The following is a 23,366-nucleotide window of genomic DNA, read 5'->3' as shown; positions in this document are numbered from 1 at the left end:
CGGCTTTTTCATTGGACAGCCGCCAGAGGCGGCCGCATGCGTCAGATCTTCACACCGTTCATGTACTGGTTGAACGGGAACTCCGAGAAGCGGTTCCACAGGATCTGGTCGCGCTGGAAGGCGCGCATGTCCTGGTGGATCTTCTTGAAGTCCGGCGACTTCGCTTCGTGTTCGGCGAACACTTCCATGGCGGACTTGAAGCCCGCGTCCATCACCGACTTCGGGAACGGCTTGAGCTGCGTCTTGTCGGCGACCAGCTTCTTCAGCGCCACCGGGTTGTAGGCGTCGTACTTCGCCGTCATGTCGGTCGCGGCGACCTTGCAGGCCGCATCCAGGATGGCCTTGTTCTCGTCCGACAGCTTGGCGAATGCCTTGTTGTTGATGAAGAACTCGAGGTCGGCGCCGCCTTCCCACCAGCCGGGGTAGTAGTAGTAGGGCGCGACCTTGTTGAAGCCCAGCTTCAGGTCGTCGTGCGGGCCGACGAATTCGGCCGCGTCCAGCGTACCCTTTTCCAGCGCCTGGTAGACGTCACCGGCGGGCATGTTCTGCGAGATGACGCCGAGCTTGGCCATCGACTCGCCGAACACGCCGCCGCCCATGCGCATCTTCAGGCCCTTGAGGTCTTCGGCGGACTTGATTTCCTTGCGATACCAGCCGCCCATCTGGGTGCCGGTGTTGCCGGCGCTGGCGGTGCGGAAGTTGTACTGCTCGAAGAAGGCGTCGAGCAGCTTGCGGCCGTTGCCGTAGTCCTTCCACGACGTGTTCTGGCGTGCGGTCAGTCCGAACGGCACGGCGCAGCTGAACGCGAAGATCGGATCCTTGCCGGTGAAGTAGTACGCAGCCGTCTGCGCCATCTCCAGGCTGTCGTTCTGCAGCGCATCGACCACGCCGAAGGCAGGCATCAATTCGCCGGCGGGGTGCACCGAGATCTCGAACTTGCCGCCCGACAGGGCCTTGACCGTCTTGGAGAGCATTTCGGCGCTGCCGAAGATGGTGTCGAGCGACTTGGGGAAACTCGAGGCCAGGCGCCAGCGAACCGCCGCCTGCGCATGGACGGCAGGGGCGAGGCCGGTGGCCAGCACGCCGGCGATGCCGGCGATGCCGGCATTTTTGATAAGGGAACGACGATCCATCAAATTGACTCCGTATGCATGGAAAAAAATGCGCGGCTCGTGGCCGCGCATCAGACGCAGATTAGCCGCACGATTGTAAAAAGCACTTACACAACGCCGGCCCGGGTTTTCCCTGCGGGCAAACCCTGATCGAGCAGCGCCGCGAAGCGCTCGCGAATCGATTGCTCGATCCCGCGCGCATCCAGGCCGACGGAGGACAGCAGCTTGCCCGGATCGCCATGCTCGATGAAGCGATCCGGCAGGCCCAGTTGCAGGACCGGGCGCACCAGCCCGGCGTCCTGCAGCGCCTCCAGCACGGCGCTGCCGGCGCCGCCCATGACGGCGCCCTCTTCCAGCGTGACGATCGCCTCGTGGCCGCGCGCGATCTCCATGAGCAGGTCGCGGTCGAGGGGCTTGGCCCAGCGCATGTTGGCCACCGTCGCGCCGACCGCCTCGCCCGCGGCCAAGGCCGGATAGAGCAGCGTGCCGAAGGCGAGGATGGCGATGCGGGCGCCCTGGCTGCGGATCTCTCCCTTGCCGAACGGCAGGGCGTCAAGCGTCTGCCGGGGCACCTTGCCCACGCCGGCACCGCGCGGATAGCGCACCGCCACGGGGTGGTCCTGCTCGTAGGCGGTGGTCAGCAACTGCCGGCATTCGGCCTCGTCGGCCGGGCAGGCGATGCTCATGTTCGGAATGCAGCGCAGGTAGACGATGTCATACGCCCCGGCATGCGTGGCACCGTCCGCGCCGACCAGTCCGGCACGGTCGAGTGCGAACACCACCGGCAGATTCTGGATGGCGACGTCATGTACCAGCTGGTCGTAGGCGCGCTGCAGGAACGTCGAGTAGATGGCCACCACCGGCTTGAGTCCCTCGCAAGCCATGCCGGCCGCGAAGGTCACCGCGTGCTGCTCGGCGATGCCGACGTCGTAGTAGCGGTCTGGAAAGCGCTGCTCGAATTCCACCAGCCCGGAGCCTTCCCGCATGGCCGGCGTGATGCCGACCAGCCGCCCATCCTGTGCCGCCATGTCGCACAGCCATTGGCCGAAGACCTGCGTGAAGGTGGTCTTGGGCGCCGTGGCGGGCTTGACCAAGCCGATCAGCGGGTCGAACTTGCCCGGGCCGTGATAGGCCACCGGATCGGCCTCTGCCAGCTTGTAGCCCTGGCCCTTCTTGGTGACCACGTGCAGGAACTGCGGGCCTTCCAGGTGCTTGAGGTTCTCGAGCGTGGGAACGAGCGACTCGAGGTCGTGCCCGTCGATCGGGCCGACGTAGTTGAAGCCGAACTGCTCGAACAGCGTGGCCGGCACCACCATGCCCTTGGCATGCTCCTCCAGGCGCTTGGCCAGTTCGAAAAGCGGCGGCGCCTTGCGCAGCACGCTCTTGCCGACCTGCTTGGCCGCGGCGTAGAAGTTGCCGCTCATCAGTTGGGCCAGGTAGCGGTTGAGCGCACCCACTGGCGGGCTGATCGACATGTCGTTGTCGTTCAGGATGACCAGCAGATTGCAGTCGGCCACGCCCGCGTTGTTGAGTGCCTCGAAGGCCATGCCGGCGGTCAGGGCGCCGTCGCCGATGACGGCGACGCAGCGCCGGTCCTCGCCCTTTTGCCGGGCCGCCAGCGCCATGCCGAGTGCCGCCGAAATGCTGGTCGACGAATGCGCGGTGCCGAACGTGTCGTATTCGCTTTCGGTGCGCTGCGGGAAGCCCGACAGGCCGCCGAGCTGGCGCAGCGACGGCATGCGTTCGCGCCGCCCGGTGAGAATCTTGTGCGGGTACGTCTGGTGGCCGACGTCCCAGACGATGCGGTCCTCAGGCGTGTTGAACACGTAGTGCAGCGCCACCGTCAGCTCCACCGTGCCAAGGTTGGAGCTCAGGTGGCCGCCGGTGCGCGAGACGTTGTCGAGCACGCAGGCGCGGACCTCGTCGGCCAGTTGCTTGAGCTGTTCGCGGTCGAGCCGGCGCAGGTCTGCCGGATCGGAGATGGAAGGGAGAATCGGAACCATCGTGGGCCTTGTGTTCATCGGTCGCGCTCGACGACCATGCGGGCCAGCGCGCGCAGCGCACCGGTCTCCGGCAGCGGGCAACGGTCCAGCGCCGCCAGCGCCTCGCGCAGCAGTTGCACGGCCTCGGCCTGCGCGCCCTGCAACCCGAGCAGCGAAACGTAGGTGGGCTTGTCGCTGGCGGCGTCCTTGCCGGCGGTCTTGCCGAGCGTCTCGGAATCGGCCGTGACGTCGAGGATGTCGTCCACCACCTGGAAGGCCAGCCCCATCGCCGCGCCGTAGTCTCGCAGCGCGGCCAGCGCCTCGGCCGGCACCTGCTCGGCGCAGGCTGCGCCCATCTCGACGCTGCCCTGCAGCAGGGCGCCCGTCTTGAGGCGGTGCATCTGGCGCAGGCTGGCTTCGTCGAGCGCCTGGCCGACGCTGGCCAGGTCGATCGCCTGGCCGCCGGCCATGCCCTCGCTGCCGGCTGCACGCGCCAGGAGCCGGCACAGGCGGGCCTGCACGGCGGGTGCGATGCCGGCGCCTTCCGGCGTGAGCAGCTCGAACGCCAATGCCTGCAGCGCGTCACCCGCGAGCAATGCATCGGCTTCGCCGTACTGCACGTGAACCGTGGGCTTGCCGCGGCGCAGCACGTCGTTGTCCATGCACGGCAGGTCGTCATGCACCAGCGAATACGCGTGGATCAACTCGGCGGCGCAGGCTGCGCGCAATGCCGCGTCCTCGTTCCCGCCCACCGCCTCGCTGGCGGCCAGCACCAGCAGCGGACGCAGGCGCTTGCCGCCGTCGAGCACCGCATAGCGCATGGCGTCGCCGAGCAGCACCGGGGCTTCCACGCCGACCCAGCGCGACAGCGCCGCCTCGACACGCGCCAGCCGCGGCTGGCTCCAGGCGGCCAGACGCGCCGCGTCCCATTCGCAGTCGATCCCGGCGTGCGTCATTCGACCGCCCATGCCTTGAGGCTGCCCGCGTCCAGCACCTTGATCTGGTCCTCGACGGCCTGCAGCTTGCCGCGGCAGAACGTCAGCAGTTCGGCGCCGCGCCGGTAGCTGCCCAGCAGCTCGTCGAGCGGAAGCTGGCCGGATTCGAGCGCGGCGACCAGCTGCTCGAGCTCCTGCAAGGCAGCCTCGTAGGTGGCGGGCAAGGCCGCGGCAGCCGTGTCCCCTGCGCCTTCTGCGGCCGCCTGGAACAGGGTTTCGGTAGGGGAAGCGGGGGCGGCCTTGGGCATTGCTCTTGGTTGCGTCAAACCTGACATTTTAGGCTGCGCCCCCGCAGCACGTACCCGGGGTACAATTGGCCGCTCTCCGACAACGACTCAGCAAGCGTGCACGCGCTTGGCTGGGTCGTGTGCTTTTTTGCGTTTCTGTTTTCAATTCCCGTTTCTACCTCCCTGTGGGGAGCTTGGTCAGGTCACCCATGTCTGATTTAAGTCTTCAACTGCAGCAGGCCACGAGCCAACTCCACGTTTCCGCCTACTTCGACGAAGCCCTCTTCGCGCAGGAAATGGCGCTTCTCTTTGCCCGGGGCCCCCGCTACGTGGGCCATCGGCTGGCGGTGCCCGAGCGTGGCGACTACTTCGCCCTGCCCCAGGAGAACGAAGGGCGCGCGCTCCTGAACACGCCCAACGGCGTCGAACTGGTGTCCAACGTCTGCCGGCACCGCCAGGCCGTCATGTTGCGCGGCCGCGGCACGCTGCCGGCGCAGTCGGGGGGCAACATCATCTGTCCGCTCCACCGCTGGACCTACGCGGCGAGCGATCCGTCCCGGCCGTCCGGCACGCTCATCGGCGCGCCGCACTTCGCACAGGACCCGTGCCTGAACCTGCGCAACTACCCGCTCACGGAATGGAACGGGATGTTGTTCGAGGACAACGGGCGCAACATCGCCGCGGACCTGGCGCGCCTGGGCCCGCGGGCCGAGCTCGACTTCGACGGCTACGTGCTCGACCACATCGAGATGCACGAGTGCGACTACAACTGGAAGACCTTCATCGAGGTCTACCTGGAGGACTACCACGTCGGGCCGTTCCACCCCGGGCTGGGCAATTTCGTCACCTGCGACGACCTTCGCTGGGAATTCGGCAGCAACTACTCGGTGCAGACGGTCGGCGTCGCCAACCGGCTGGGCCGGCCCGGCAGCCCCGTGTACGAGCGCTGGCACGAGCAATTGCTGGCCTACCGCCAGGGCAAGCCGCCCAAGCACGGCGCGATCTGGCTGACCTACTACCCGCACATCATGGTCGAGTGGTATCCGCACGTGCTCACGGTGTCGACGCTTCACCCGATCTCGCCGCAGAAGACGCTCAACATGGTGGAGTTCTATTACCCGGAGGAGATCGCCGCCTTCGAGCGCGACTTCGTCGAATCGCAACGCGCCGCCTACATGGAAACCTGCGTGGAGGACGACGAGATCGCCTTGCGCATGGACGCCGGCCGCCGCGCCCTGATGCAGCGCGGCGATGACGAACGCGGCCCCTACCAGAGCCCCATGGAAGACGGCATGCAGCACTTCCACGAGTGGTACCGCGAACAGATCGCCCCCCTCGGGCCAACCCCTTTGAACTGAATCCCCGACAACCTCGCCCCGGCAGCTGCTTGCAGTGCCGGGGCTTTTTACTGTCCAAGGACACGCATGCAAGCGCTCTGGATGATATTGGCCGCACTGCTGTTCGCCTCGATGGGCGTGTGCGTCAAGATCGCATCGGCCTGGTTCTCGATGAGCGAACTGGTGTTCTGGCGCGGCGTGATCGGAATGCTCTTCCTGTGGCTGCTGGCGCGCCGCCAGGGCGTGACGCTGCGCACCCGGTACCCCGGCATGCACGCCTGGCGCAGCGCGATCGGCGTGGCGTCGCTCGGTGCCTGGTTCTACGCCATCGCAGGCATGCCGCTGGCCACCGCGATGACGCTCAACTACATGAGCAGCGTGTGGATCGCCGCCTTCCTGGTCGGCGGCGCCTTGCTGGCCTGGGTGCCCCTGCGCGGGCGCGACGGCCGCGTGGCGGCGCCGCCGCTGCAGGTTCCGCTGGTGCTCACCGTGCTGGTCGGCTTCGGCGGCGTGGTGCTGGTGCTGCGCCCGAGCATCGGCGGCGAACAGGCCTTTGCCGGCCTGATGGGCCTGCTCTCGGGCATGACCGCCGCCTTCGCCTACATGCAGGTGATCGCGCTGGCGCGCATCGGCGAACCCGAGACGCGCACCGTGTTCTATTTCGCCATGGGTTCGGCCGTGTTCGGCGGCCTGGGCATGCTGTTGACGGGCATGTCGCCGTGGCATTGGGGGCATGCGCTGTGGCTGCTGCCGGTCGGCCTGCTGGCAGCGGGAGGGCAGCTGTGCATGACGCGCGCCTATTCGAGCGCGCACACGCCCGCAGCGACGCTCCTGGTGGCCAACCTGCAGTATTCGGGCATCGTCTTCGCCGCCATCTACAGCCTGCTGCTATTCAAGGACCCGATCGACGGCCCGGCCTGGGCCGGCATCGGCCTGATCATCGCCAGCGGCATCGGCGCCACCGTGCTGCGCCAGCGCACCGTGCCGAAGGCGCCCGCCGAGGAACATTGAGCGGAGAGCCCGCGAAGCGCGAGAATGGTCCCATGGCCTACACCACCCTGATCTCTCCCGAGGAACTGCGCCAGCTCCAGGCCCGGCCGGACAATGCCACCGCACTGATGGTGTTCGACTGCAGCTTCGACCTGATGCAGCCCGAGGCCGGCGAGCGTGCCTACCGCGAAGCGCACATTCCCGGCGCCGTCCACGCCGACCTGGACAACGCCTTGAGCGCCAGGCATGGCGTGCCGGGCAAGGACGGCAACGTCATCACCCAGAAGGAGGCCGGCGTGCCCGCCTCGGGTGGTCGCCACCCCTTGCCGAGCCGCGAGCGGTTTGCCGCCTGGCTCAGCAGCGTGGGCTTCACCAACGCGATGCAGGCGGTGGTGTACGACCGCAACGGCTGCAACTACTGCGGCCGGCTGTGGTGGATGCTGCGCTGGATGGGCCACGAGGCGGTGGCCGTGCTCGACGGCGGCCTGCAGGCCTGGCAGGCGGCAGGCAACCCGGTCACGGGCCGCGACGAGCCGGCGCACTTCCAGTCGAACTTCGTGCCCGGCACACCGCTCGAGCGGCTTGTGGATACAGCACAGGTGGCCGCGTCGCTCGGCACGCCGGGACAGACGCTGGTGGATGCGCGCGCGGCGCCGCGATACCGCGGCGAGGTCGAGCCACTCGACCCGGTGGCCGGACACATTCCCGGCGCGCTCAACCGCCCGTTCGGCGAGAACATCGGGCCGGACGGCCGCTTCAAGCCGGCCGAGCAGTTGCGCGCGGAGTTCGAGGCCCTGCTCGCCGACCGCGCGCCGGACACGGTCGTGCACCACTGCGGCAGCGGCGTCAGCGCCGTGCCCAACGTTCTGGCCATGCGCATTGCCGGCTTCGCGCCTACGGCGCTGTACGCCGGCAGCTGGAGCGAGTGGAGCAACAACCCGGGGCTGCCCACGCGGCAAGGCCCGCAGCCCTAGCCAGCGTCAGTCCGGGGCGCGCAGGACGCGCTCCGACTCCTCGTCGGCCGTCACGTTGTCGGCGTCGAGATCGCTCGCATCATGCAGGTCGAGGCCGGTCTCCTCGGCCAGTTCGTCCGGCACGTCGGATTCGTCCTCGTCCTCGCTTTCCGGCGGCTCGAAAAGATGGGCCTCGGGCAGCTGTTTGCCCGGCGCGGCCTTGGCAGCCGCGGGTGGCTGGGTCTTGCGTGGCTGGCGCTTCATGATCGGGTTCCTGACGACGCTCAAATGTCGGCCCCCGATGGTGCGCGCGATCGGCGCCCGGCGCCAGCCCCCTCGGCGCTTTCGTCAGTGGCGGTGGCCGTCGTGCTCTTCGTGCGCCTCGTGCGCATGGTCGCCGTGGGCATGCTCGTGTTCGCCGTGATGCACCAGCCGGCTGACCACGGTGACCAGCACGATGCCGGCAAGCAGCCACGCCACCTGGGCGCCCGTCTGCCGGGCGCTTAGGCGGCGCTGCAACTGGGGAATCAGGTCGGCCAGCGCCACGTAGATGAAGCTGCTGCCGGCCAGCACCAGGAAGTACGGCAGCAGGCCCTGCAGGCGCTCGACCAGCCACCACCCGAGCAGCCCGCCCAGCGCCGTCACGGTCCCGGCGAGCGATACCTTCAGCAAGGCCGCCCGTGCATCGGTCGAGGTCTGGCGCAGCACCACCAGGTCGCCGATGTGATGCGGCACTTCGTGCGCCAGCACCGCCAGCGCCGCCACCGCCCCCAGCCGCAGGTCCGCCATGAAGGCCGAGGCGATGAGCACGCCGTCGCCGAAGCAATGGACGCTGTCGCCGGCCAGCACCGCCCAGCCGCCGGCGGACCGGCCGTGCCCGTGCCCCGGATGGCCGTGGCCATGATGGTCGTGACCGGCGCCGTGGTCACCCGCATGGCCGTGGCCGCCGGCATCGCCTCCGTGGTGGTGCTCGTGCCCGTGATGCCACAACTCCGCCTTGTCGAGCAGAAAGAACAGCACCAGCCCTCCCAGGAGCACGCCGAACAGCACCCCTGGCTCGACCCCGGCTTCGAACGCTTCGGGCAGCAGGTGCATGAAGGCGGTTGCCAGCAGGGCGCCCGCGGCCAGGCTCAGCAGCGACTGCGCGCCGGCATCACCGGGCGAGCCGGGGCGGCGCAGGCGGATGAGAAAGGCCGCGATCCAGACGCTGCCGATGCCGGCGATGAGCGTCGCCAGCAGAATTGCGATCAATTGCATGATTGAAGAAGGAAGAGGCCGTGACGCCGGGCCGCAGAGACGTGGCGGGCAGCGATTCGCCCTCCACGGCGACCCCGGCCAGTGCTTTTTTTGATCTTAGCAACGACGTCAACCCCATCAGGCCGATCGGACGCGTGCGCCGGCGCCGATGGTCCGCTTCATGCGATGCTCCGGCCATGTCTCCATCCCACGTCTGCGTGCTCGGCGCCGGCATCGCCGGCCTGGCCACCGCCTGGCAGTTGCAGCGCGCCGGCCACCGCGTCACCGTGGTCGACCGCGCCGCCCCGGGCAGCGGCACCAGCAGCGGCAATGGCGCACAGCTGAGCTATTCCTACGTGCAGCCGCTGGCTGATCCGTCGATCTGGGCACAGTTGCCCAAGCTGCTGCTGGCACCGGATTCGCCGCTCAAGCTGCGCCCCCGGCTCGACCCCCGCCAATGGCGCTGGGCGCTGGCTTTCCTGCGCGCCTGCAACAGCGCGCAGTCGCACGAGACGACGGCACAGTTGCTGGCATTGGCCGCGCAAAGCCGCGCCGCCCTGGAACTGGCACTGGCCGACCTGAAGGCCGACTGCGACTTCTCGAGCACCGGCAAGCTGGTACTGCAGCCGGGCCCGCAGGCAATGGACGCGGCGCGGCGCCAGGTGGAACTCCAGCATCGGTTCGGCGGCGCCGCCCAGGCGGTCCTGGACGTCGAACAGTGCCTGGCCGTCGAGCCGGCGCTGGCCGGCTACCGCGATCACTTCGCCGGCGCCGTGCACACGCCGAGCGAATGCGCCATCGACGGCCTGAAGCTGTGCCGGGCGCTGTCGGCAGCGCTCGCGAAGAATGGAGCGGCCATGTACCTGGACCACGAGGTGCTCGGTTTCCGGCGCGACCGCCACGACGTCGCCGCCCTGCGCACCCGCGCCGGCGAGATCGCGGCCGACGCATTCGTGCTCGCGCTGGGCAGCGATTCGCCACGGCTGGCCCGAACGGTCGGCGTGGACCTGCCGATCTACCCCCTCAAGGGCTACAGCATCACGCTGGACGTTGACCAAGGCGCGGGCCCGCACGCGGCGCCGCGCGTGAACGTGACCGACAGCGCGCGCAAGGTGGTGTTCGCGCGCCTGGGCCAGCGCCTGCGGGTGGCGGGCATGGTGGAACTCGTCGGGCACGAGCGCAGCGTCGCACCCGACCGCATCCGCACGCTGGAACTGGCCGCACGGGCGCTGTTTCCACGCGCGAGCCGTTTCGAGCACCTGAACCCGTGGGCCGGCTTGCGGCCCGCCACGCCGACCGGCCAGCCCATCGTCGGGCAGGTGCCGGGCGCACCGGGCAACCTGCTCTTCAACACCGGCCACGGGGCGCTCGGCCTGACGCTGGCTTTCGGCTCCGCCACTCGCATCGCAAAGCTGCTGGAGGCCCCCGGAGACGGCATCCGCTCACCCGGAGGCAGCAGTTCGCCGCATGGCCGCATTGCCGCCCGGGGCTAGTTCTTTTCCTTCACGAAGCCGGCGGCATTCTCGTCGGCGCCGGGCTTGCCCTCGTCCGAATGCGGATTGTCCTTGTCGGGATCGGTCGGAAACTCGGGTTCGACCGGATGCTGCGCCGGATCGTCCTCGGACGGAATCCTGGTATTGGGCATGGAACGCTCCTTTGCTTATGCAGCGGCTGCTCATCCTGGCTGCGCCGGGACAATGTAAGGTGCAGCCTCGCCCCCTATTCTCGTCCTCCGCGCCAAGATGAAGATCGCCACCTTCAATATCAATGGCATCGGCAGCAGGCTCGACCGGCTGCTCGAATGGCTGGCTGAGTCGAAGCCGGACGTCGCCTGCCTGCAGGAGCTCAAATCGCCGCAGGCCAGGCTGCCGCTGGATGCAGTCCGCAAGGCCGGCTACGGTGTCGTCGCCTTCGGGCAGCCGTCGTGGAACGGCGTCGCCATCCTGGCGCGCGGGCGCGAACCGATCGAGACAGGACGCGGCGTGCCTGGCCTGGAGGCGGACCCCCAGAGCCGCTACATCGAGGCGGTGGTCGATGGCGTGGTCATCGGCTGCCTGTACCTGCCCAACGGCAATCCGCAGCCCGGGCCCAAGTTCGACTACAAGCTCGACTGGTTCCGGCGCTTCAACGCGCATGCGCGCGAGCTGGCCGCGTGCGGCCTGCCGGTCGTGCTGGCCGGCGACTACAACGTGGTGCCGACGGATGCCGACATCTACAACCCCGCCTCCTGGCGCGACGACGCGCTGCTGCAGCCGCAAAGCCGCGCGGCCTTCGCGGACCTGCTGGACCAGGGATGGACCGACGCCATTCGTGCCTGCCACCCGCACCGCGTGCCCTACACCTTCTGGACCTACTGGCGCAACCGCTATGCCCGCGACGCCGGGCTTCGTATCGACCATCTGCTCCTGAACGCCGAGGCGGCGCCGATGCTGCGCGGCGCCGGCGTGGACCGCGACGTGCGCGGCAGGCCGGGCGCCAGCGACCACGCACCGGCCTGGATCGAACTGGCGATGCCCGATGGCTGACCGGGCCGCAGCTCAGTGCGCCTTGTCCCAGTTGGGGCCGAAGCCCACCTCGGCCAGCAGCGGGACCTTGAGGTCGGCCACGCCGGCCATGAGGCGGGGCACCTCCGCGCGCACCCATTCGACCTCGTCCTCGGGCACTTCGAACACCAGTTCGTCATGCACCTGCAGCAGCATCCGCGTGCCGCGGCGCTGCTCGTCCAGCACCTGCTGGACCTTGACCATGCTCAGCTTGATCAGGTCGGCCGCGGTGCCCTGCATGGGCGCATTGATGGCGGCGCGCTCGGCCCCGCCCCGGCGCGGCCCGTTCGGCGAATTGATCTCCGGCAGGTAAAGCCGGCGGCCGAACACGGTCTCCACGTAGCCCTTCGACTTGGCCGACAGGCGCGTGTTGTCCATGTACGCCTTGACCCCCGGGTAGCGCGCGAAGTAGCGGTCGATGTAGTTCCTGGCGGCCGCGTTCTCGATGCCCAGGTTGCGCGCCAGGCCGAAGCTGCTCATGCCGTAGATCAGGCCGAAGTTGATCACCTTGGCGTAGCGGCGCTGCTCGCTGCTGACCGCCTCGGGCGCCACGCCGAACACTTCGCCGGCCGTGGCGCGGTGCACGTCCATGCCTTCCGTGAAGGCGCGCAGCAGGGCCTCGTCGCCGCTGATGTGGGCCATGATGCGCAACTCGATCTGCGAGTAGTCGGCGCTGGCGATCACGCTGCCCGGCGGGGCGACGAAGGCCTCGCGCACGCGGCGCCCCTCGGGTGTGCGGATCGGGATGTTCTGCAGATTGGGGTCGTTGCTCGACAGGCGGCCCGTCACGGCCACCGCCTGCGCATAGTGCGTGTGCACGCGGCCCGTGCGCGGCAATGCCAGCTGGCCCAGCTTGTCGGTGTAGGTGCCCTTGAGCTTGGACAAGCCGCGGTGCTCCAGAATGCGCGCCGGCAGCGGATAGTCCTGCGCCAGCTTCTCGAGCACTTCCTCGTCGGTGCTGGGCACGCCGCTGGGCGTCTTCTTGACCACCGGCAGCCCGAGCTTGCCGAAGAAGATCTCGCCGATCTGCTTGGGACTGCCGAGATTGAAGGGCTGGCCTGCCAGTTCGTGCGCCTCTTTCTCGAGCGCCAGCATGCGCGTGCCCAGCTCCTGGCTCTGCTGCGCCAGCACCGCGGCGTCGATCAGCACGCCGTTGCGCTCCATGCGGTACAGAGCCTCGCTGCTGTCCATCTCCAGCTGGTAGACGAACCGCAGCTTGTCGTCGGCCTCGATCTGCGGCCAGAGCACGCGATGCACGTCCAGCGTGAGGTCGGAATCCTCGCAGGAGTATTCGGCGGCGCGGGCAATGTCCACCTGCGAGAACGGGATCTGGTGCGCGCCCTTGCCGCACAGATCTTCGTAATCGATACCGCTGCGGCCCACATGGCGCTCGGCCAGGCTCGCCAGGCCGTGCGGGCGGTGCGCCTCCAGAACGTAGCTCTGCAGCATGGTGTCGTGCGCGAAGCCGCGCACCTCGATGCCATGGTTGGCCAGCACATGGCGGTCGTACTTGACGTGCTGCCCGAGCTTCTTGCGGCTCTCGTCCTCCAGCCACGGCTTGAGGCGCGCAAGCACCTCGTCGCGCGGCAACTGGTCGGGCGCGTCGGGATAGTTGTGCGCCAGCGGAATGTAGGCGGCTTCGCCGGGCTCGACGGAGAACGAGATGCCCACGATCTGCGCCACCATCTCGTCGAGCGAGTCGGTCTCGGTGTCCAGCGCCACCAGGTCGGCCGACTGCACGCGCGCCAGCCAGCGGTCGAACAGGGCCCAATCGAGGATGGTGTCGTAGCGCAGGTTGCTCGCGACCGAGGCGGCCGCGTCGCTGACGGAGTCGAACAGGCCCGGCGCGTCCGGCGCCTGGCCTCGCGCAGGCTTGGCGCCCAGGCCTTCGACCAGCTCCGGCGACACCTCCTGCGCCTCCAGCGCCTTGACCAGCGACTTGAACCCGAATCGGTCGTAGAACGCCTTGAGCGGCTCGACCTGCTGCGGCCCGATGGCGATGGCATCCAGCGTCGGCAGGCCGGCCACGTGCTGCGCCAGGTCGCAATCGGTGCGGATGGTGACCAGGCGCCGGCCCTGCGGCAGCCAGTCGAGCGCCTTGCGCAGGTTCTCGCCGGCGGCACCCTTGATGTCCGCCGCATGCGCCAGCAGCGCGTCGAGCGAACCGTACTGCGTCAGCCACTTCGCCGCCGTCTTCGGTCCCACCTTCTCGACGCCGGGGACGTTGTCCACCGAGTCGCCCACCAGGGTCTGATAGTCGACCATGAGCGAAGGCGGCACGCCGAACTCCGCGGTGACGCCGGCGACGTCGCGCTTCTTGCCGTTCATGGTGTCGATGATGGTGATGCGATCGGTCACCAGCTGGCTCAGGTCCTTGTCTCCGCTGGAGACGATCACCTGCAGACCCTGCGCCTCGCCCAGGTGGGCCATCGTGCCGATGACGTCGTCCGCCTCGACGTCCGGCACGCACAGCACGGGCCAGCCGAGCAGGCGCACAACCTCGTGAATCGGCGCGATCTGGCTGCGCAGGTCGTCGGGCATGGGCGAGCGGTTGGCCTTGTACTGCGGATACCACTCGTCCCGGAAGGTCTTGCCCGGCGCGTCGAACACGCAGGCGGCGAAATCGGCGCGCACCTCGCGGCGCAGCGCCGTCATCATGTTGATCATGCCGCGGATGGCGCCGGTGGCCGCGCTGTTGGGGTCGCCGGGCACGGCGCGCAGGTCCGGCATGGCGTGGAAGGCGCGGTACAGGTAGCTCGATCCATCTACCAGCAGCAGGGTCTTGTTGTCGCTCATCCGGGCATTGTGCCTGCCGCCAACAGGGCGCCGGCAATGCGTTCGACAGGCGCGCACGCGGCCACGGCGACACCTACAATAGCCCAATCATGGCCCGCCCGACCCTCCCATCCTTCCCCGCCGTTGCCATCGCGCTCGCCTGTGCGGCATCGGCCGGCTACGTCCTGGCCCAGGCACCCGCGCCCGCCCCCGCGCCTGATGCGAACCTGCCGGCCGGCCGGGACCTGCAGGGCACGGACGGCCGCCACAACCAGAAGATCGAGCGCATCCACATCGACGACGGCGGCACCAAGGTGGACGAACTGCGCGTCGGCGGCGAGACCAAGGACATCACCGTCACGCCCAGGGGCAACATGCCCCAGTACGAGGTCGTGCCGCGCAACAAGACCCGCACCAACAACCAGGGCGAGGGCGACGCCGGCGGCGGCACCGGACCCGCGCTCTGGAACGTCCTGAAGTTCTAGTTTCCCGGTGGCTGTCTTTACCGAAGTCGGGTTCGACGAAGCCGGCGCGCTGATGGCGCGCCTGGGTCTGGGTGAATTGTGCGCGCTCAAGGGCATCGAGGGCGGGATCGAGAACACGAACTATTTCGCCACCACCGACCGTGGCGAATTCGTGCTCACGCTGTTCGAGCGTCTTCACGCCGAGCAGCTCCCTTACTACCTTTGCCTGATGAAGCATCTGGCGGACAAGGGCATCCCGGTGCCGGCACCGTTCGCCGATCCGGCCATCGCTCCCGCCGAAGGCCACGCGCTGGAAATTCCCGCCAATGCTCCGTGCGAACTGCTCCACACCGTTGCCGGCAAGCCGTCGGCCGTGGTGCAGCGCCTGTCCGGCCGCAGCGAACTCGCGCCGACCGAGGCGCACTGCGCCGAGGTGGGGCGCCTGGTGGCGCGAATGCACCTGGCGGCCCGCGACTTCCCGCGCATCCAGCCCAACCTGCGCGGGCTGGCCTGGTGGAACGAAACCGCCCCGGTCGTGATGCCCCACCTGGACGACCGGCAGGCCGCGCTGCTGGCGGGCGAGCTTGCATACCAGAATCACGTGGCCGAAACGGCCGCCTACGCGGCGCTGCCGCGCGGGCCGGTGCATGCCGACCTTTTCCGCGACAACGCCATGTTCGCCTTTCGCGAGGACGAGCCCGGCCACCCGCCCCACCTGAGCGGCGTGTTCGACTTCTACTTCGCCGGCACCGACCACTGGCTGTTCGACCTGGCCGTGTGCCTGAACGACTGGGCGATCGACCTGGCCACCGGCGTCGACCATCCCCAGCGCGCGGCCGCGCTGCTGCAGGCCTACGAATCCGTGCGGCCCCTGCTGGCCGCCGAGCGCGCACTGCTGCCGGCGATGCTGCGCGCGGCGGCACTGCGCTTCTGGATCTCGCGGCTGTGGGACTATCACCTGCCGCGCGAGGCCTCCATGCTCAAGCCGCACGACCCAGGCCACTTCGAGCGCGTGCTGCGGCATCGCGCCCTCGCCCTGCACCCCTACGACGTGATCGCCCGCGACAACGCGGCGAGTTGCGCGGCCTGATTCCATGAAGCTGCAAATCGTCCCCGCCCGCACCGGCACGCTCTGGGTCAGACAGGGGCTGTCGACCTTCATGCGCCAACCGATGGCGTTCGTGGCGCTGTTCTTCGTCTTCATGGCCGTGGTGTCGATCGCCTCGCAGGTTCCGATGGTCGGCGGCACGCTGGCGCTGGTACTGCTGCCATCCATGACGCTGGCATTGATGGCCGCTGCCGCCCACTCCGCCCAGGCGCCGCAGGGCAAGCCGCCGGCCGGCAGCGTGTTTCTGGCAGCGCTGGCGGCAGTCAAGCGCGACATCGGCCCGCTGCTGGTGCTCGGCGCCATGTACGCAGTCGGCTTCCTCGTCGTGATGGCCATCTCGGCCCTGGCCGACGGCGGTCAGTTTGCTGCCGTCTACCTCCTCGGCAGCCCGCTGACCCAGGAGGTTGCCGAGCAACCCGGCTTCCAGCTGGCGGTGTGGATCGCGATGGCGCTGTACATCCCGCTGTCGCTGGCGTTCTGGCATGCACCGGCCCTGATGCACTGGCATGGCGTACCGCCGGTCAAGAGCATCTTCTTCAGCCTGGTGGCCTGCATGCGCAACATCGGCGCCCTGACCGTATTTGGCGTCGTCTGGCTGGGCGTGTTCATCGCGGTAGGCATCGGCATCAGCCTGCTCACCGGGCTGTTGATGGCGGTGGGCGCGATGGGCGGCGGCGACGGCGTCGGCGCCATCGGCAGCGTGGTGATGATCGGCGGCGCGCTCGTGCTGGCCGCGATGTTCTTCAGCTCGGTCTGGTTCAGCTTTCGCGACAGCTTCAGCGCCGACTGAGCGCTGCCCGCGGGCGGCGGCGTCCGCGCCGGGCGGTCAGGGGATGGGCGTGAGCTTGGCCACGGCCAGCGCCAGCCACTTGACGCCGTGCCGCGCGAATTTCACCTGCGCCCGCGCGTCGTCGCCCGCTCCTTCCAGCGCCAGCACCGTGCCTTCGCCGAACTTGTTGTGGAACACCTGCATGCCCGAGCGCAAGCCGTGCGCTGGGGGGGCCTTCTGCGGCGGCACCGGGGCGCCGGCCAGGCTGTCGCGGTCGTAGTTGGTCCAGCCACCGCCGCCGCTCGCGCCGCGCCCGCCCCAGCTGCCCCGGTCGAACGACGATGAAGACGGCGCGCCGAAGCCGTGGCGCTTGGGTGTGAGCCACTTGAGCGCCGATTCGGGCAGCTCCTCGAAGAAGCGGCTGCGCAGGTTGTAGCGGGTCTGCCCGTGCAGCATGCGCGTCTGCGAATGGCTCAGGTACAAGCGCTGGCGGGCGCGGGTGATGGCCACGTACATCAGGCGCCGCTCTTCCTCGAGGCTTTCGCGATCGCTCATGGAGTTCTCGTGCGGGAAGATGCCGTCTTCCAGGCCGGTGATGAACACGCAGTCGAACTCCAGGCCCTTGGCGGCGTGCACCGTCATCAGCTGCACGGCATCCTGCCCCGGCTGGGCCTGGTTGTCGCCCGACTCCAGCGCCGCATGGGTCAGGAACGCGGCCAGCGGACTGAGCGTCTCGCCGGTTTCGGCATCGGGCGCCGGCAGCGCCTCGTCGATCAGCGGGCGGCTGGTGTCGATGCCCTGGCTGGCGGCGGATTGGCGCAGTTCGTCGACGGGCAGTGCGACCGCATCGCGGCCGAAGCCCTCCTGCGTGACGAAGCTCTCGGCGGCGTTGACCAGTTCCTCCAGGTTCTCGATGCGGTCGGCACCCTCGCGCTCGGCCCGGTAGTGCTCGATCAGGCCGCTGTGCTGCAGCACCAGGTCGATGATCTCGCGCAGGCTGATGCCCTGGGTCTGCTCGCGCAGCACGTCCAGCTTGGCGACGAAGGCCGCGAGGTTGGCGCCCGCCTTGCCGGCCACCGCGCCGACAGCCGCATGCAGCGAACTGCCGGCGGCGCGGGCGGCGTCCTGCAACTGCTCGATGGTGCGCGCGCCGATGCCGCGCGGCGGAAAATTGACCACGCGCAGGAAGCTCGTGTCGTCATCCTTGTTCTCGAGCAGCCGCAGGTAGGCCAGCGCATGCTTGATCTCGGCCCGCTCGAAGAAGCGCAGGCCGCCATACACGCGATAGGGCACGCCGGCGTTGAACAGCGCGGTTTCCAGCACGCGGCTTTGCGCGTTGCTGCGGTAGAGCACCGCGATCTCCTTGCGCTCGATGCCGTTTTCGCGCACCAGCTGGCGCATCTCCTCGACCAGCCATTGCGCCTCGGCGAAGTCGGTCGGCGACTCGTAGACGCGCACCGGCTCGCCAGGCCCCTGGTCGGTGCGCAGGTTCTTGCCCAGCCGCTGGGTGTTGTGGTTGATGAGATGGTTGGCCGAATCGAGGATGTTGCTGAAGCTGCGGTAGTTCTGCTCGAGCTTGATCTGGTGCTCGACCTCGAACTCGCGCACGAAGTCGGCCATGTTGCCCACGCGTGCGCCGCGGAAGGCGTAGATGCTCTGGTCGTCGTCGCCCACCGCGAGCACGCTGCCGTGGCCGGAAACGAAGCGGCCGCCCACCGTGTTGCCGGCCAGCATCTTGATCCAGGCGTACTGCAGGCGGTTGGTGTCCTGGAACTCGTCGATCAGGATGTAGCGGAAGCGCCGCTGGTAGTGCTCGCGCACGGCGTCGTTGTCGCGCAGCAGCTCGTAGCTGCGCAGCATCAGCTCGCCGAAGTCGACCACGCCCTCGCGCTGGCACTGCTCTTCGTACAGCTGGTAGAGCTCCACCCGCTTGCGGTCTTCCTCACGCCGGATTTCGATGTCGCGCGGGCGCAGTCCGTCTTCCTTGGCGCCGGCGATGAACCACTGCGTCTCCTTGGCCGGGTAGCGCTCGTCGTCGACGTTGAACTGCTTCATGAGGCGCTTGATCGCCGACAGCTGGTCCTGGGTATCGAGGATCTGGAAGGCCGCCGGCAGGCCGGCCAATTTCCAGTGGGCACGCAGGAAGCGATTGCACAGGCCGTGGAATGTGCCGATCCACATGCCTCGCACGTTGATCGGCAGCATGGCCTGCAGGCGGGTGAGCATCTCCTTGGCCGCCTTGTTGGTGAAGGTGACGGCCAGCACGCCGCCCGAGCTGACCTGCCCGGTCTGGAGCAACCATGCGATGCGCGTGGTCAGCACGCGCGTCTTGCCCGAGCCGGCGCCGGCGAGGATCAGCGCGTGCCCTTCGGGCAAGGTGACGGCAGCACGCTGTTCCGGGTTGAGGTTCGCAAGCAGCGGAGAAGTGGCGGCAGCGGCGGGCGGGAATTCGGGGGACATTGGCTCGATTGTAGAAAGCGCGGCGTATGAGGCTCATACAAATCCCGCCGACTGCGCCGGACGGGGCCTTGGCGTAGAATCAATCACCGGGCCCAAGATTCTTGCGCCCGGTTTTTCGTGGCCCATCCACCAAGGATGTACCCGGGTGCTACCGCTCCAGCAGCGGCTCCAGCAACCGGCGGCGCCACAAGACCGGCCAGGCCAAGCGCTCATCCGTTTGTGCTTTAAACGACTTCCTCTCCAGGAGCCTGGTCATGCAGATCTTCGACTACGAAAACATCCTTTTGCTGCCGCGCAAGTGCCGCGTGGAGAGCCGTTCCGAATGCGACGCCAGCGTCGAGTTCGGCGGCCGCAGCTTCCGCATTCCGGTGGTGCCGGCCAACATGAAGACCGTCGTCAACCAGGACATCTGCACCTGGATGGCCAAGAATGGCTACTTCTACGTGATGCACCGGTTCGACATCGACAATGTGAAATTCGTTCGCGAGATGCACGCGCACGGCGTGTTCGCGTCGATTTCGCTGGGCGTCAAGCAGCCCGACTACCAGACCGTGGACCAGCTCGCCGAGGCCGGCCTGGTGCCCGAGTACATCACGATCGACATCGCGCACGGCCACGCCGACAGCGTGAAGAACATGATCGGCTACATCAAGAAGAAGCTGCCCGCCTCGTTCGTGATCGCCGGCAACGTGGGCACGCCCGAGGCCGTGATCGACCTGGAAAACTGGGGTGCCGACGCGACCAAGGTCGGCATTGGCCCGGGCAAGGTGTGCATCACGCGGCTGAAGACCGGCTTCGGCACCGGCGGCTGGCAACTGTCGGCCCTGAAGTGGTGCTCGCGGGTGGCGACCAAGCCGATCATTGCCGACGGCGGCATCCGCGATCACGGCGACATTGCCAAGAGCATCCGCTTCGGCGCGTCGATGGTGATGATCGGCTCGCTGTTCGCCGGCCACGAGGAATCGCCGGGCAACACCGTCGAAGTGGACGGGCAGTTGTTCAAGGAATACTACGGCTCGGCCAGCGACTTCAACAAGGGCGAGTACCGCCACGTCGAAGGCAAGCGCATCCTGGAGCCGGTCAAGGGCAAGCTTGCCGACACCCTGGTGGAGATGGAGCAGGACGTGCAGAGCTCCATCAGCTACGCCGGCGGCCTCAAGCTGATGGACATCCGCAAGGTCAACTACGTGACCCTGGGCGGCGACAACGCCGGCGAACACCTGTTGATGTAGCGCCCGCGCGCGCCGCTCAGGCGCGCAGCAGATCCATCGCCCGCGCATTCAGCGCGTGGGCCGGGTCGACCAGCGCGTCGAGCACGCTGAAGTGCTGCCGGCCGGGCATCGCTTCACATACCGGCACCGCCCGCTTGCCCCAGGCGCGGCGGATCAGCCGGTTCTGGCGCAGGAATTCGGGGCTCTCGTCGCCTCCGACCGTGCTGAACAGTACGCCGTCGGCCGGCGCTGGCCACAGTGCCGGGCTGATGCGCGGCACCTCGTCAGGCGTCAGATGCAGCGAAGACTGGAACGACGGCGCGCGCCGCAGCGGCTCGAGATCGAACAGCCCGGAAATCGACAGCGCGTTGCGCACCAGGCGCTCCGGCAAGTCCGGTGCCACCGAGCGCCAGTCGCAAGCCAGCAACATCGCCGCGAGGTGCCCGCCGGCGGAATGGCCCGCCACCGTGATGCGGCGGGGATCGCCACCATAGGCCGCCACATGCCGCCAAGTCCATTCGAGCGCACGCGTCATCTGCATCGCAATATGGGCGATGGTCACCGGCGACTCGTCCGTGCCGGGACACAGCGCGTAGTTGGGTATCACCACGCAGACCTGCTGCCGCGTGAAGGCCGGGGCGATGAACGAATGCTGGTGCTTGTCCAGCGCGCGCCAGTAGCCACCATGGATGAATACCAGCACCGGCGCGCCCGCGACGTCCGCCGGAAAGACATCCAGCCGCTCACCCTCCCCGCCGGTGCCGTAGGGCAGGTCGATGGTGCAAGGCTGGGCTTGGCGCACGCGCTCGGACTCCTCGGTCCAGCGGGTGAAGTAGTCGTTGAAGTCCGGCACCAGCGCCCGGTTGTTGTACATGCGCTCGAGCCAGTCGGCGTCGTGCAGGCGGGGCTTGGGAAGGCTCTTCTTGCGTCTGTCCATGCCGCAATGATGGCACGCGCCCCGGCGGATTTCGGAGTACACTCGCGCCCTGCGTTGGGGGGGTAGCTCAGCTGGGAGAGCGCCGCGTTCGCAATGCGGAGGTCGGGAGTTCGATCCTCCTCCTCTCCACCAACCAATCTGAAAAGGCCTTGTCTTCAAGGCCTTTTTCTTTGGGCGCGACGCATGGCGCGTTGCGTCGCACAGGCGTCACCAGCGGACCCGGTAAACTCCGCGCCGCCCCCGCACGTGGGAACGCCGCAGGCAACGCGGCGCAATTTCAATCACATCAAGGAATCCGAATGAACCGAATCGAGCTGGTCGAGAAGATCGCCACCACCCACAACGTGAGCAAGGCCGAGGCCGCGCGCATCCTGGAAACGCTGACTTCGAGCATCGTCAACGCAGTGAAGAAGGGCGACGCGGTCCAACTGATCGGGTTCGGTACCTTCAAGCAGGTGGCGCGCGCAGCACGCTCGGGCTTCAACCCGCAAGCGGGCACCAAGATCAAGATTGCCGCGGCGAAGGTGCCGAAGTTCGTGCCGGGCGCAGCGTTCAAGGCAGCCGTCGACCCGAAGGCTGCCAAGCGCAAGGCCGAGAAGGCTGCGGCCAAGCCCGTGGCCAAGAAGGCTGCCGCCAAGAAGGCGCCTGCCAAGAAGAAGTGACCTGACGCCGCTTTCGCGACAAGAAGAAAGGCGAGCCCATGGGCTCGCCTTTTTTGTTTGGGCCACGGCCGGTGCAACCGGCCAGGCCGGTCAGCCTTCCTCGACGAAAGCCTCTTCGCGCTTCGAGCGCACGGTCGGGCTGAGCACGATGATCAGCAGCAGGACGGCCGCGACCAGCAGGCCGGCGGAGATCGGCCGCGTCACGAGCACGCCCCAGTCCCCGCGCGACAGCAGCAGTGCCCGCCGCAGGTTCTCCTCCATCATCGGGCCGAGGATCAGCCCCAGCAGAAGTGGCGCCGGCTCGCAGTCCAGCTTGTGGAAGATGTAGCCGACGATGCCGAACAGGCCGACCATCCAGACGTCGAAGGTGTTGTTGTTGGTCGAGTAGACGCCGATGGCACAGAACAGCACGATGGCGGGGAACAGCCAGCGGTACGGAATGGTCAGCAGCTTGATCCAGATGCCGATCAACGGCAGGTTCAGGATGATCAGCATCAGGTTGCCGATCCACATCGACGCGATCAGCCCCCAGAACAGGTCGGGATTGCTGGTCATCACCTGCGGGCCGGGCTGGATGTTGTGGATGGTCATCGCGCCCACCATCAGCGCCATCACCGGGTTGCCGGGAATGCCAAGGGTCAGCAGCGGGATGAACGATGTCTGGGCGCCGGCGTTGTTGGCCGACTCCGGGCCGGCCACGCCGCGGATGTTGCCGGTTCCAAGCGGCTTCTCGCCCGGACGCAGCGGCAGCTTCTTCTCGAGCGTGTAGGACGCGAAGGAAGACAGCAGCGATCCGCCGCCGGGCAGGATGCCCAGCGTGCAACCGAGCGCAGTGCCGCGCAGGACCGCCGGCGTCATGTCACGGAAGTCCTTCGCCGTCGGCCACAGGTGGTGCACCGCGGCCACGCTCACGTCTCGCTCGTCTTCGGGCTTGGACAGGTTCGCGATGATCTCCCCGTAGCCGAAGATGCCCATGGCGATCGCGATGAAGCTGATGCCGTCGGTCAGTTCAGGAATGTCGAAGGAATAGCGGGCCACGCCGGAGTTGACGTCGGTGCCGATCAGGCCGATCAGCAGGCCCAGGAAGATCATGCAGATGGCCTTAAGCAACGAGCCCGAGGCGAGCACGACCGCACCGATGAGGCCCAGCACCATCAGCGAGAAGTACTCGGCCGGGCCGAACTTGAAGGCCAGTTCGGTCAGCGGCGGGGCGAACGCGGCCAGGATCAGCGTGCCGACGCAACCGGCGAAGAACGAGCCGAGGCCCGCCGCCGCCAGCGCCGGGCCGCCGCGGCCCTGCTTGGCCATCTGGTGGCCGTCCAATGTAGTGACCACCGAGGCCGACTCTCCCGGCAGGTTCACCAGGATGGCCGTGGTGGAGCCCCCGTACTGAGAGCCGTAGTAGATGCCGGCCAGCGCAATGAGCGCCGCCACGGGCGGCAGTGCGTAAGTGGCCGGCAACAGCATGGCGATGGTGGCCACGGGCCCGATGCCGGGCAGGACGCCGATCAGCGTGCCCAGAAGGCAGCCGACGAAGGCGTACATGAGGTTCTGCAGCGTGAACGCGTGCTCGAAGCCGAGGGCGAGGTGTTCGATCAGTTCCAT

General features: G+C 68.1%; 21 protein-coding genes and 1 tRNA gene. 11 read left to right on the top strand and 11 right to left on the bottom strand.

What is annotated here, in order from left to right:
- Nucleotides 1–41: 41 nt before the first annotated feature.
- The 4 genes from VES41_RS14485 to xseB all read right to left on the bottom strand — a co-directional run bounded on the left by VES41_RS14485 (nt 42) and on the right by xseB (nt 4,337).
- Nucleotides 42–1,133, bottom strand: a complete 1,092-nt coding sequence (locus VES41_RS14485; RefSeq protein WP_324818201.1) for a TRAP transporter substrate-binding protein DctP — start codon at nt 1,131–1,133, stop codon at nt 42–44.
- An 86-nt stretch (nt 1,134–1,219) separates the two neighbouring features.
- Nucleotides 1,220–3,115 (bottom strand): 1-deoxy-D-xylulose-5-phosphate synthase, encoded by a 1,896-nt coding sequence (gene dxs / locus VES41_RS14480; RefSeq protein WP_324818199.1) that lies wholly within the window; start codon nt 3,113–3,115, stop codon nt 1,220–1,222.
- A 14-nt stretch (nt 3,116–3,129) separates the two neighbouring features.
- Complete coding sequence (locus VES41_RS14475; protein ID WP_324818196.1) at nt 3,130–4,050, bottom strand: farnesyl diphosphate synthase; 921 nt, start codon at nt 4,048–4,050, stop codon at nt 3,130–3,132.
- A complete protein-coding gene (gene xseB / locus VES41_RS14470; protein WP_324818193.1) occupies nt 4,047–4,337 on the bottom strand; it encodes an exodeoxyribonuclease VII small subunit in 291 nt (96 codons plus the stop codon). The genes VES41_RS14475 and xseB overlap by 4 nt, the downstream gene beginning before the upstream one ends.
- A 188-nt stretch (nt 4,338–4,525) precedes the next feature.
- Between xseB and VES41_RS14465 the strand changes: the two genes are divergently transcribed.
- The 3 genes from VES41_RS14465 to VES41_RS14455 all read left to right on the top strand — a co-directional run bounded on the left by VES41_RS14465 (nt 4,526) and on the right by VES41_RS14455 (nt 7,617).
- Nucleotides 4,526–5,674 carry an aromatic ring-hydroxylating dioxygenase subunit alpha gene (locus VES41_RS14465; protein WP_324818190.1) on the top strand — a complete coding sequence of 383 codons (1,149 nt, stop codon included), beginning with the start codon at nt 4,526–4,528 and terminating at the stop codon, nt 5,672–5,674.
- A 66-nt stretch (nt 5,675–5,740) separates the two neighbouring features.
- Nucleotides 5,741–6,664, top strand: coding sequence for a DMT family transporter (locus tag VES41_RS14460; protein ID WP_324818188.1), 924 nt, complete (start codon nt 5,741–5,743; stop codon nt 6,662–6,664).
- Between the two features lie 32 nt (nt 6,665–6,696).
- Entirely contained in the window at nt 6,697–7,617 is a 921-nt protein-coding gene (locus VES41_RS14455; RefSeq protein ID WP_324818185.1) for a sulfurtransferase, read from the top strand.
- Nucleotides 7,618–7,623: 6 nt separating this feature from the next.
- On the opposite strand, the gene VES41_RS14450 is transcribed toward VES41_RS14455, so the two are convergent.
- Nucleotides 7,624–7,860, bottom strand: a complete 237-nt coding sequence (locus VES41_RS14450) for a hypothetical protein (RefSeq protein WP_324818182.1) — start codon at nt 7,858–7,860, stop codon at nt 7,624–7,626.
- Between the two features lie 84 nt (nt 7,861–7,944).
- Nucleotides 7,945–8,853, bottom strand: coding sequence for a ZIP family metal transporter (locus VES41_RS14445; RefSeq protein ID WP_324818180.1), 909 nt, complete (start codon nt 8,851–8,853; stop codon nt 7,945–7,947).
- A gap of 176 nt (nt 8,854–9,029) precedes the next feature.
- Between VES41_RS14445 and VES41_RS14440 the strand changes: the two genes are divergently transcribed.
- Nucleotides 9,030–10,325 carry a D-amino acid dehydrogenase gene (locus tag VES41_RS14440; protein ID WP_324818177.1) on the top strand — a complete coding sequence of 432 codons (1,296 nt, stop codon included), beginning with the start codon at nt 9,030–9,032 and terminating at the stop codon, nt 10,323–10,325.
- Here VES41_RS14440 and VES41_RS14435 read toward each other — a convergent pair.
- A complete protein-coding gene (locus tag VES41_RS14435) occupies nt 10,322–10,477 on the bottom strand; it encodes a hypothetical protein (RefSeq protein WP_324818174.1) in 156 nt (51 codons plus the stop codon). The two genes, VES41_RS14440 and VES41_RS14435, sit on opposite strands and share 4 nt — an antisense overlap.
- 97 nt (nt 10,478–10,574) lie before the next feature.
- Here VES41_RS14435 and VES41_RS14430 point away from each other — a divergent pair, with 97 nt between their 5' ends.
- The gene (locus VES41_RS14430; RefSeq protein ID WP_324818171.1) at nt 10,575–11,357 is read left to right on the top strand and encodes an exodeoxyribonuclease III; all 783 of its coding nucleotides are present in this window, start codon (nt 10,575–10,577) and stop codon (nt 11,355–11,357) included.
- A gap of 12 nt (nt 11,358–11,369) precedes the next feature.
- Here VES41_RS14430 and polA read toward each other — a convergent pair whose 3' ends face one another.
- Complete coding sequence (gene polA, locus VES41_RS14425) at nt 11,370–14,171, bottom strand: DNA polymerase I (protein ID WP_324818168.1); 2,802 nt, start codon at nt 14,169–14,171, stop codon at nt 11,370–11,372.
- An 89-nt stretch (nt 14,172–14,260) separates the two neighbouring features.
- On the opposite strand from polA, the gene VES41_RS14420 reads away from it, so the two are divergent.
- The 3 genes from VES41_RS14420 to VES41_RS14410 are packed head-to-tail and all read left to right on the top strand — an operon-like array spanning nt 14,261 to nt 16,512.
- Nucleotides 14,261–14,635, top strand: a complete 375-nt coding sequence (locus VES41_RS14420) for a hypothetical protein (RefSeq protein WP_324818166.1) — start codon at nt 14,261–14,263, stop codon at nt 14,633–14,635.
- A gap of 7 nt (nt 14,636–14,642) precedes the next feature.
- Nucleotides 14,643–15,704 (top strand): homoserine kinase, encoded by a 1,062-nt coding sequence (locus tag VES41_RS14415; protein WP_324818163.1) that lies wholly within the window; start codon nt 14,643–14,645, stop codon nt 15,702–15,704.
- 4 nt (nt 15,705–15,708) lie between these two features.
- Nucleotides 15,709–16,512, top strand: coding sequence for a BPSS1780 family membrane protein (locus tag VES41_RS14410; protein WP_324818160.1), 804 nt, complete (start codon nt 15,709–15,711; stop codon nt 16,510–16,512).
- A gap of 36 nt (nt 16,513–16,548) precedes the next feature.
- On the opposite strand, the gene VES41_RS14405 is transcribed toward VES41_RS14410, so the two are convergent.
- A complete protein-coding gene (locus VES41_RS14405; RefSeq protein WP_324818157.1) occupies nt 16,549–18,951 on the bottom strand; it encodes a UvrD-helicase domain-containing protein in 2,403 nt (800 codons plus the stop codon).
- Between the two features lie 254 nt (nt 18,952–19,205).
- Between VES41_RS14405 and VES41_RS14400 the strand changes: the two genes are divergently transcribed.
- Nucleotides 19,206–20,183: a GMP reductase gene (locus tag VES41_RS14400; RefSeq protein ID WP_324818154.1), complete on the top strand. Its 978-nt coding sequence runs from the start codon at nt 19,206–19,208 to the stop codon at nt 20,181–20,183.
- A 16-nt stretch (nt 20,184–20,199) separates the two neighbouring features.
- On the opposite strand, the gene VES41_RS14395 is transcribed toward VES41_RS14400, so the two are convergent.
- Nucleotides 20,200–21,099: an alpha/beta hydrolase gene (locus tag VES41_RS14395; RefSeq protein WP_324818151.1), complete on the bottom strand. Its 900-nt coding sequence runs from the start codon at nt 21,097–21,099 to the stop codon at nt 20,200–20,202.
- Between the two features lie 56 nt (nt 21,100–21,155).
- On the opposite strand from VES41_RS14395, the gene VES41_RS14390 reads away from it, so the two are divergent.
- Together VES41_RS14390 and VES41_RS14385 are read left to right on the top strand one after the other, a co-directional pair.
- Nucleotides 21,156–21,231: transfer RNA gene (locus VES41_RS14390), tRNA-Ala, on the top strand.
- A gap of 167 nt (nt 21,232–21,398) precedes the next feature.
- Nucleotides 21,399–21,761: an HU family DNA-binding protein gene (locus VES41_RS14385; RefSeq protein WP_324818149.1), complete on the top strand. Its 363-nt coding sequence runs from the start codon at nt 21,399–21,401 to the stop codon at nt 21,759–21,761.
- Nucleotides 21,762–21,851: 90 nt separating this feature from the next.
- Here the strand turns inward: VES41_RS14385 and VES41_RS14380 are convergent, their stop codons facing one another.
- Complete coding sequence (locus VES41_RS14380) at nt 21,852–23,366, bottom strand: tripartite tricarboxylate transporter permease (RefSeq protein WP_324818147.1); 1,515 nt, start codon at nt 23,364–23,366, stop codon at nt 21,852–21,854.

This window comes from Variovorax sp. (assembly GCF_035634955.1).
Taxonomy (GTDB): domain Bacteria; phylum Pseudomonadota; class Gammaproteobacteria; order Burkholderiales; family Burkholderiaceae_C; genus Variovorax.
Note: the sequence above shows the minus strand (reverse complement) of the source record. Positions and strands in the feature narration are given on the sequence as shown.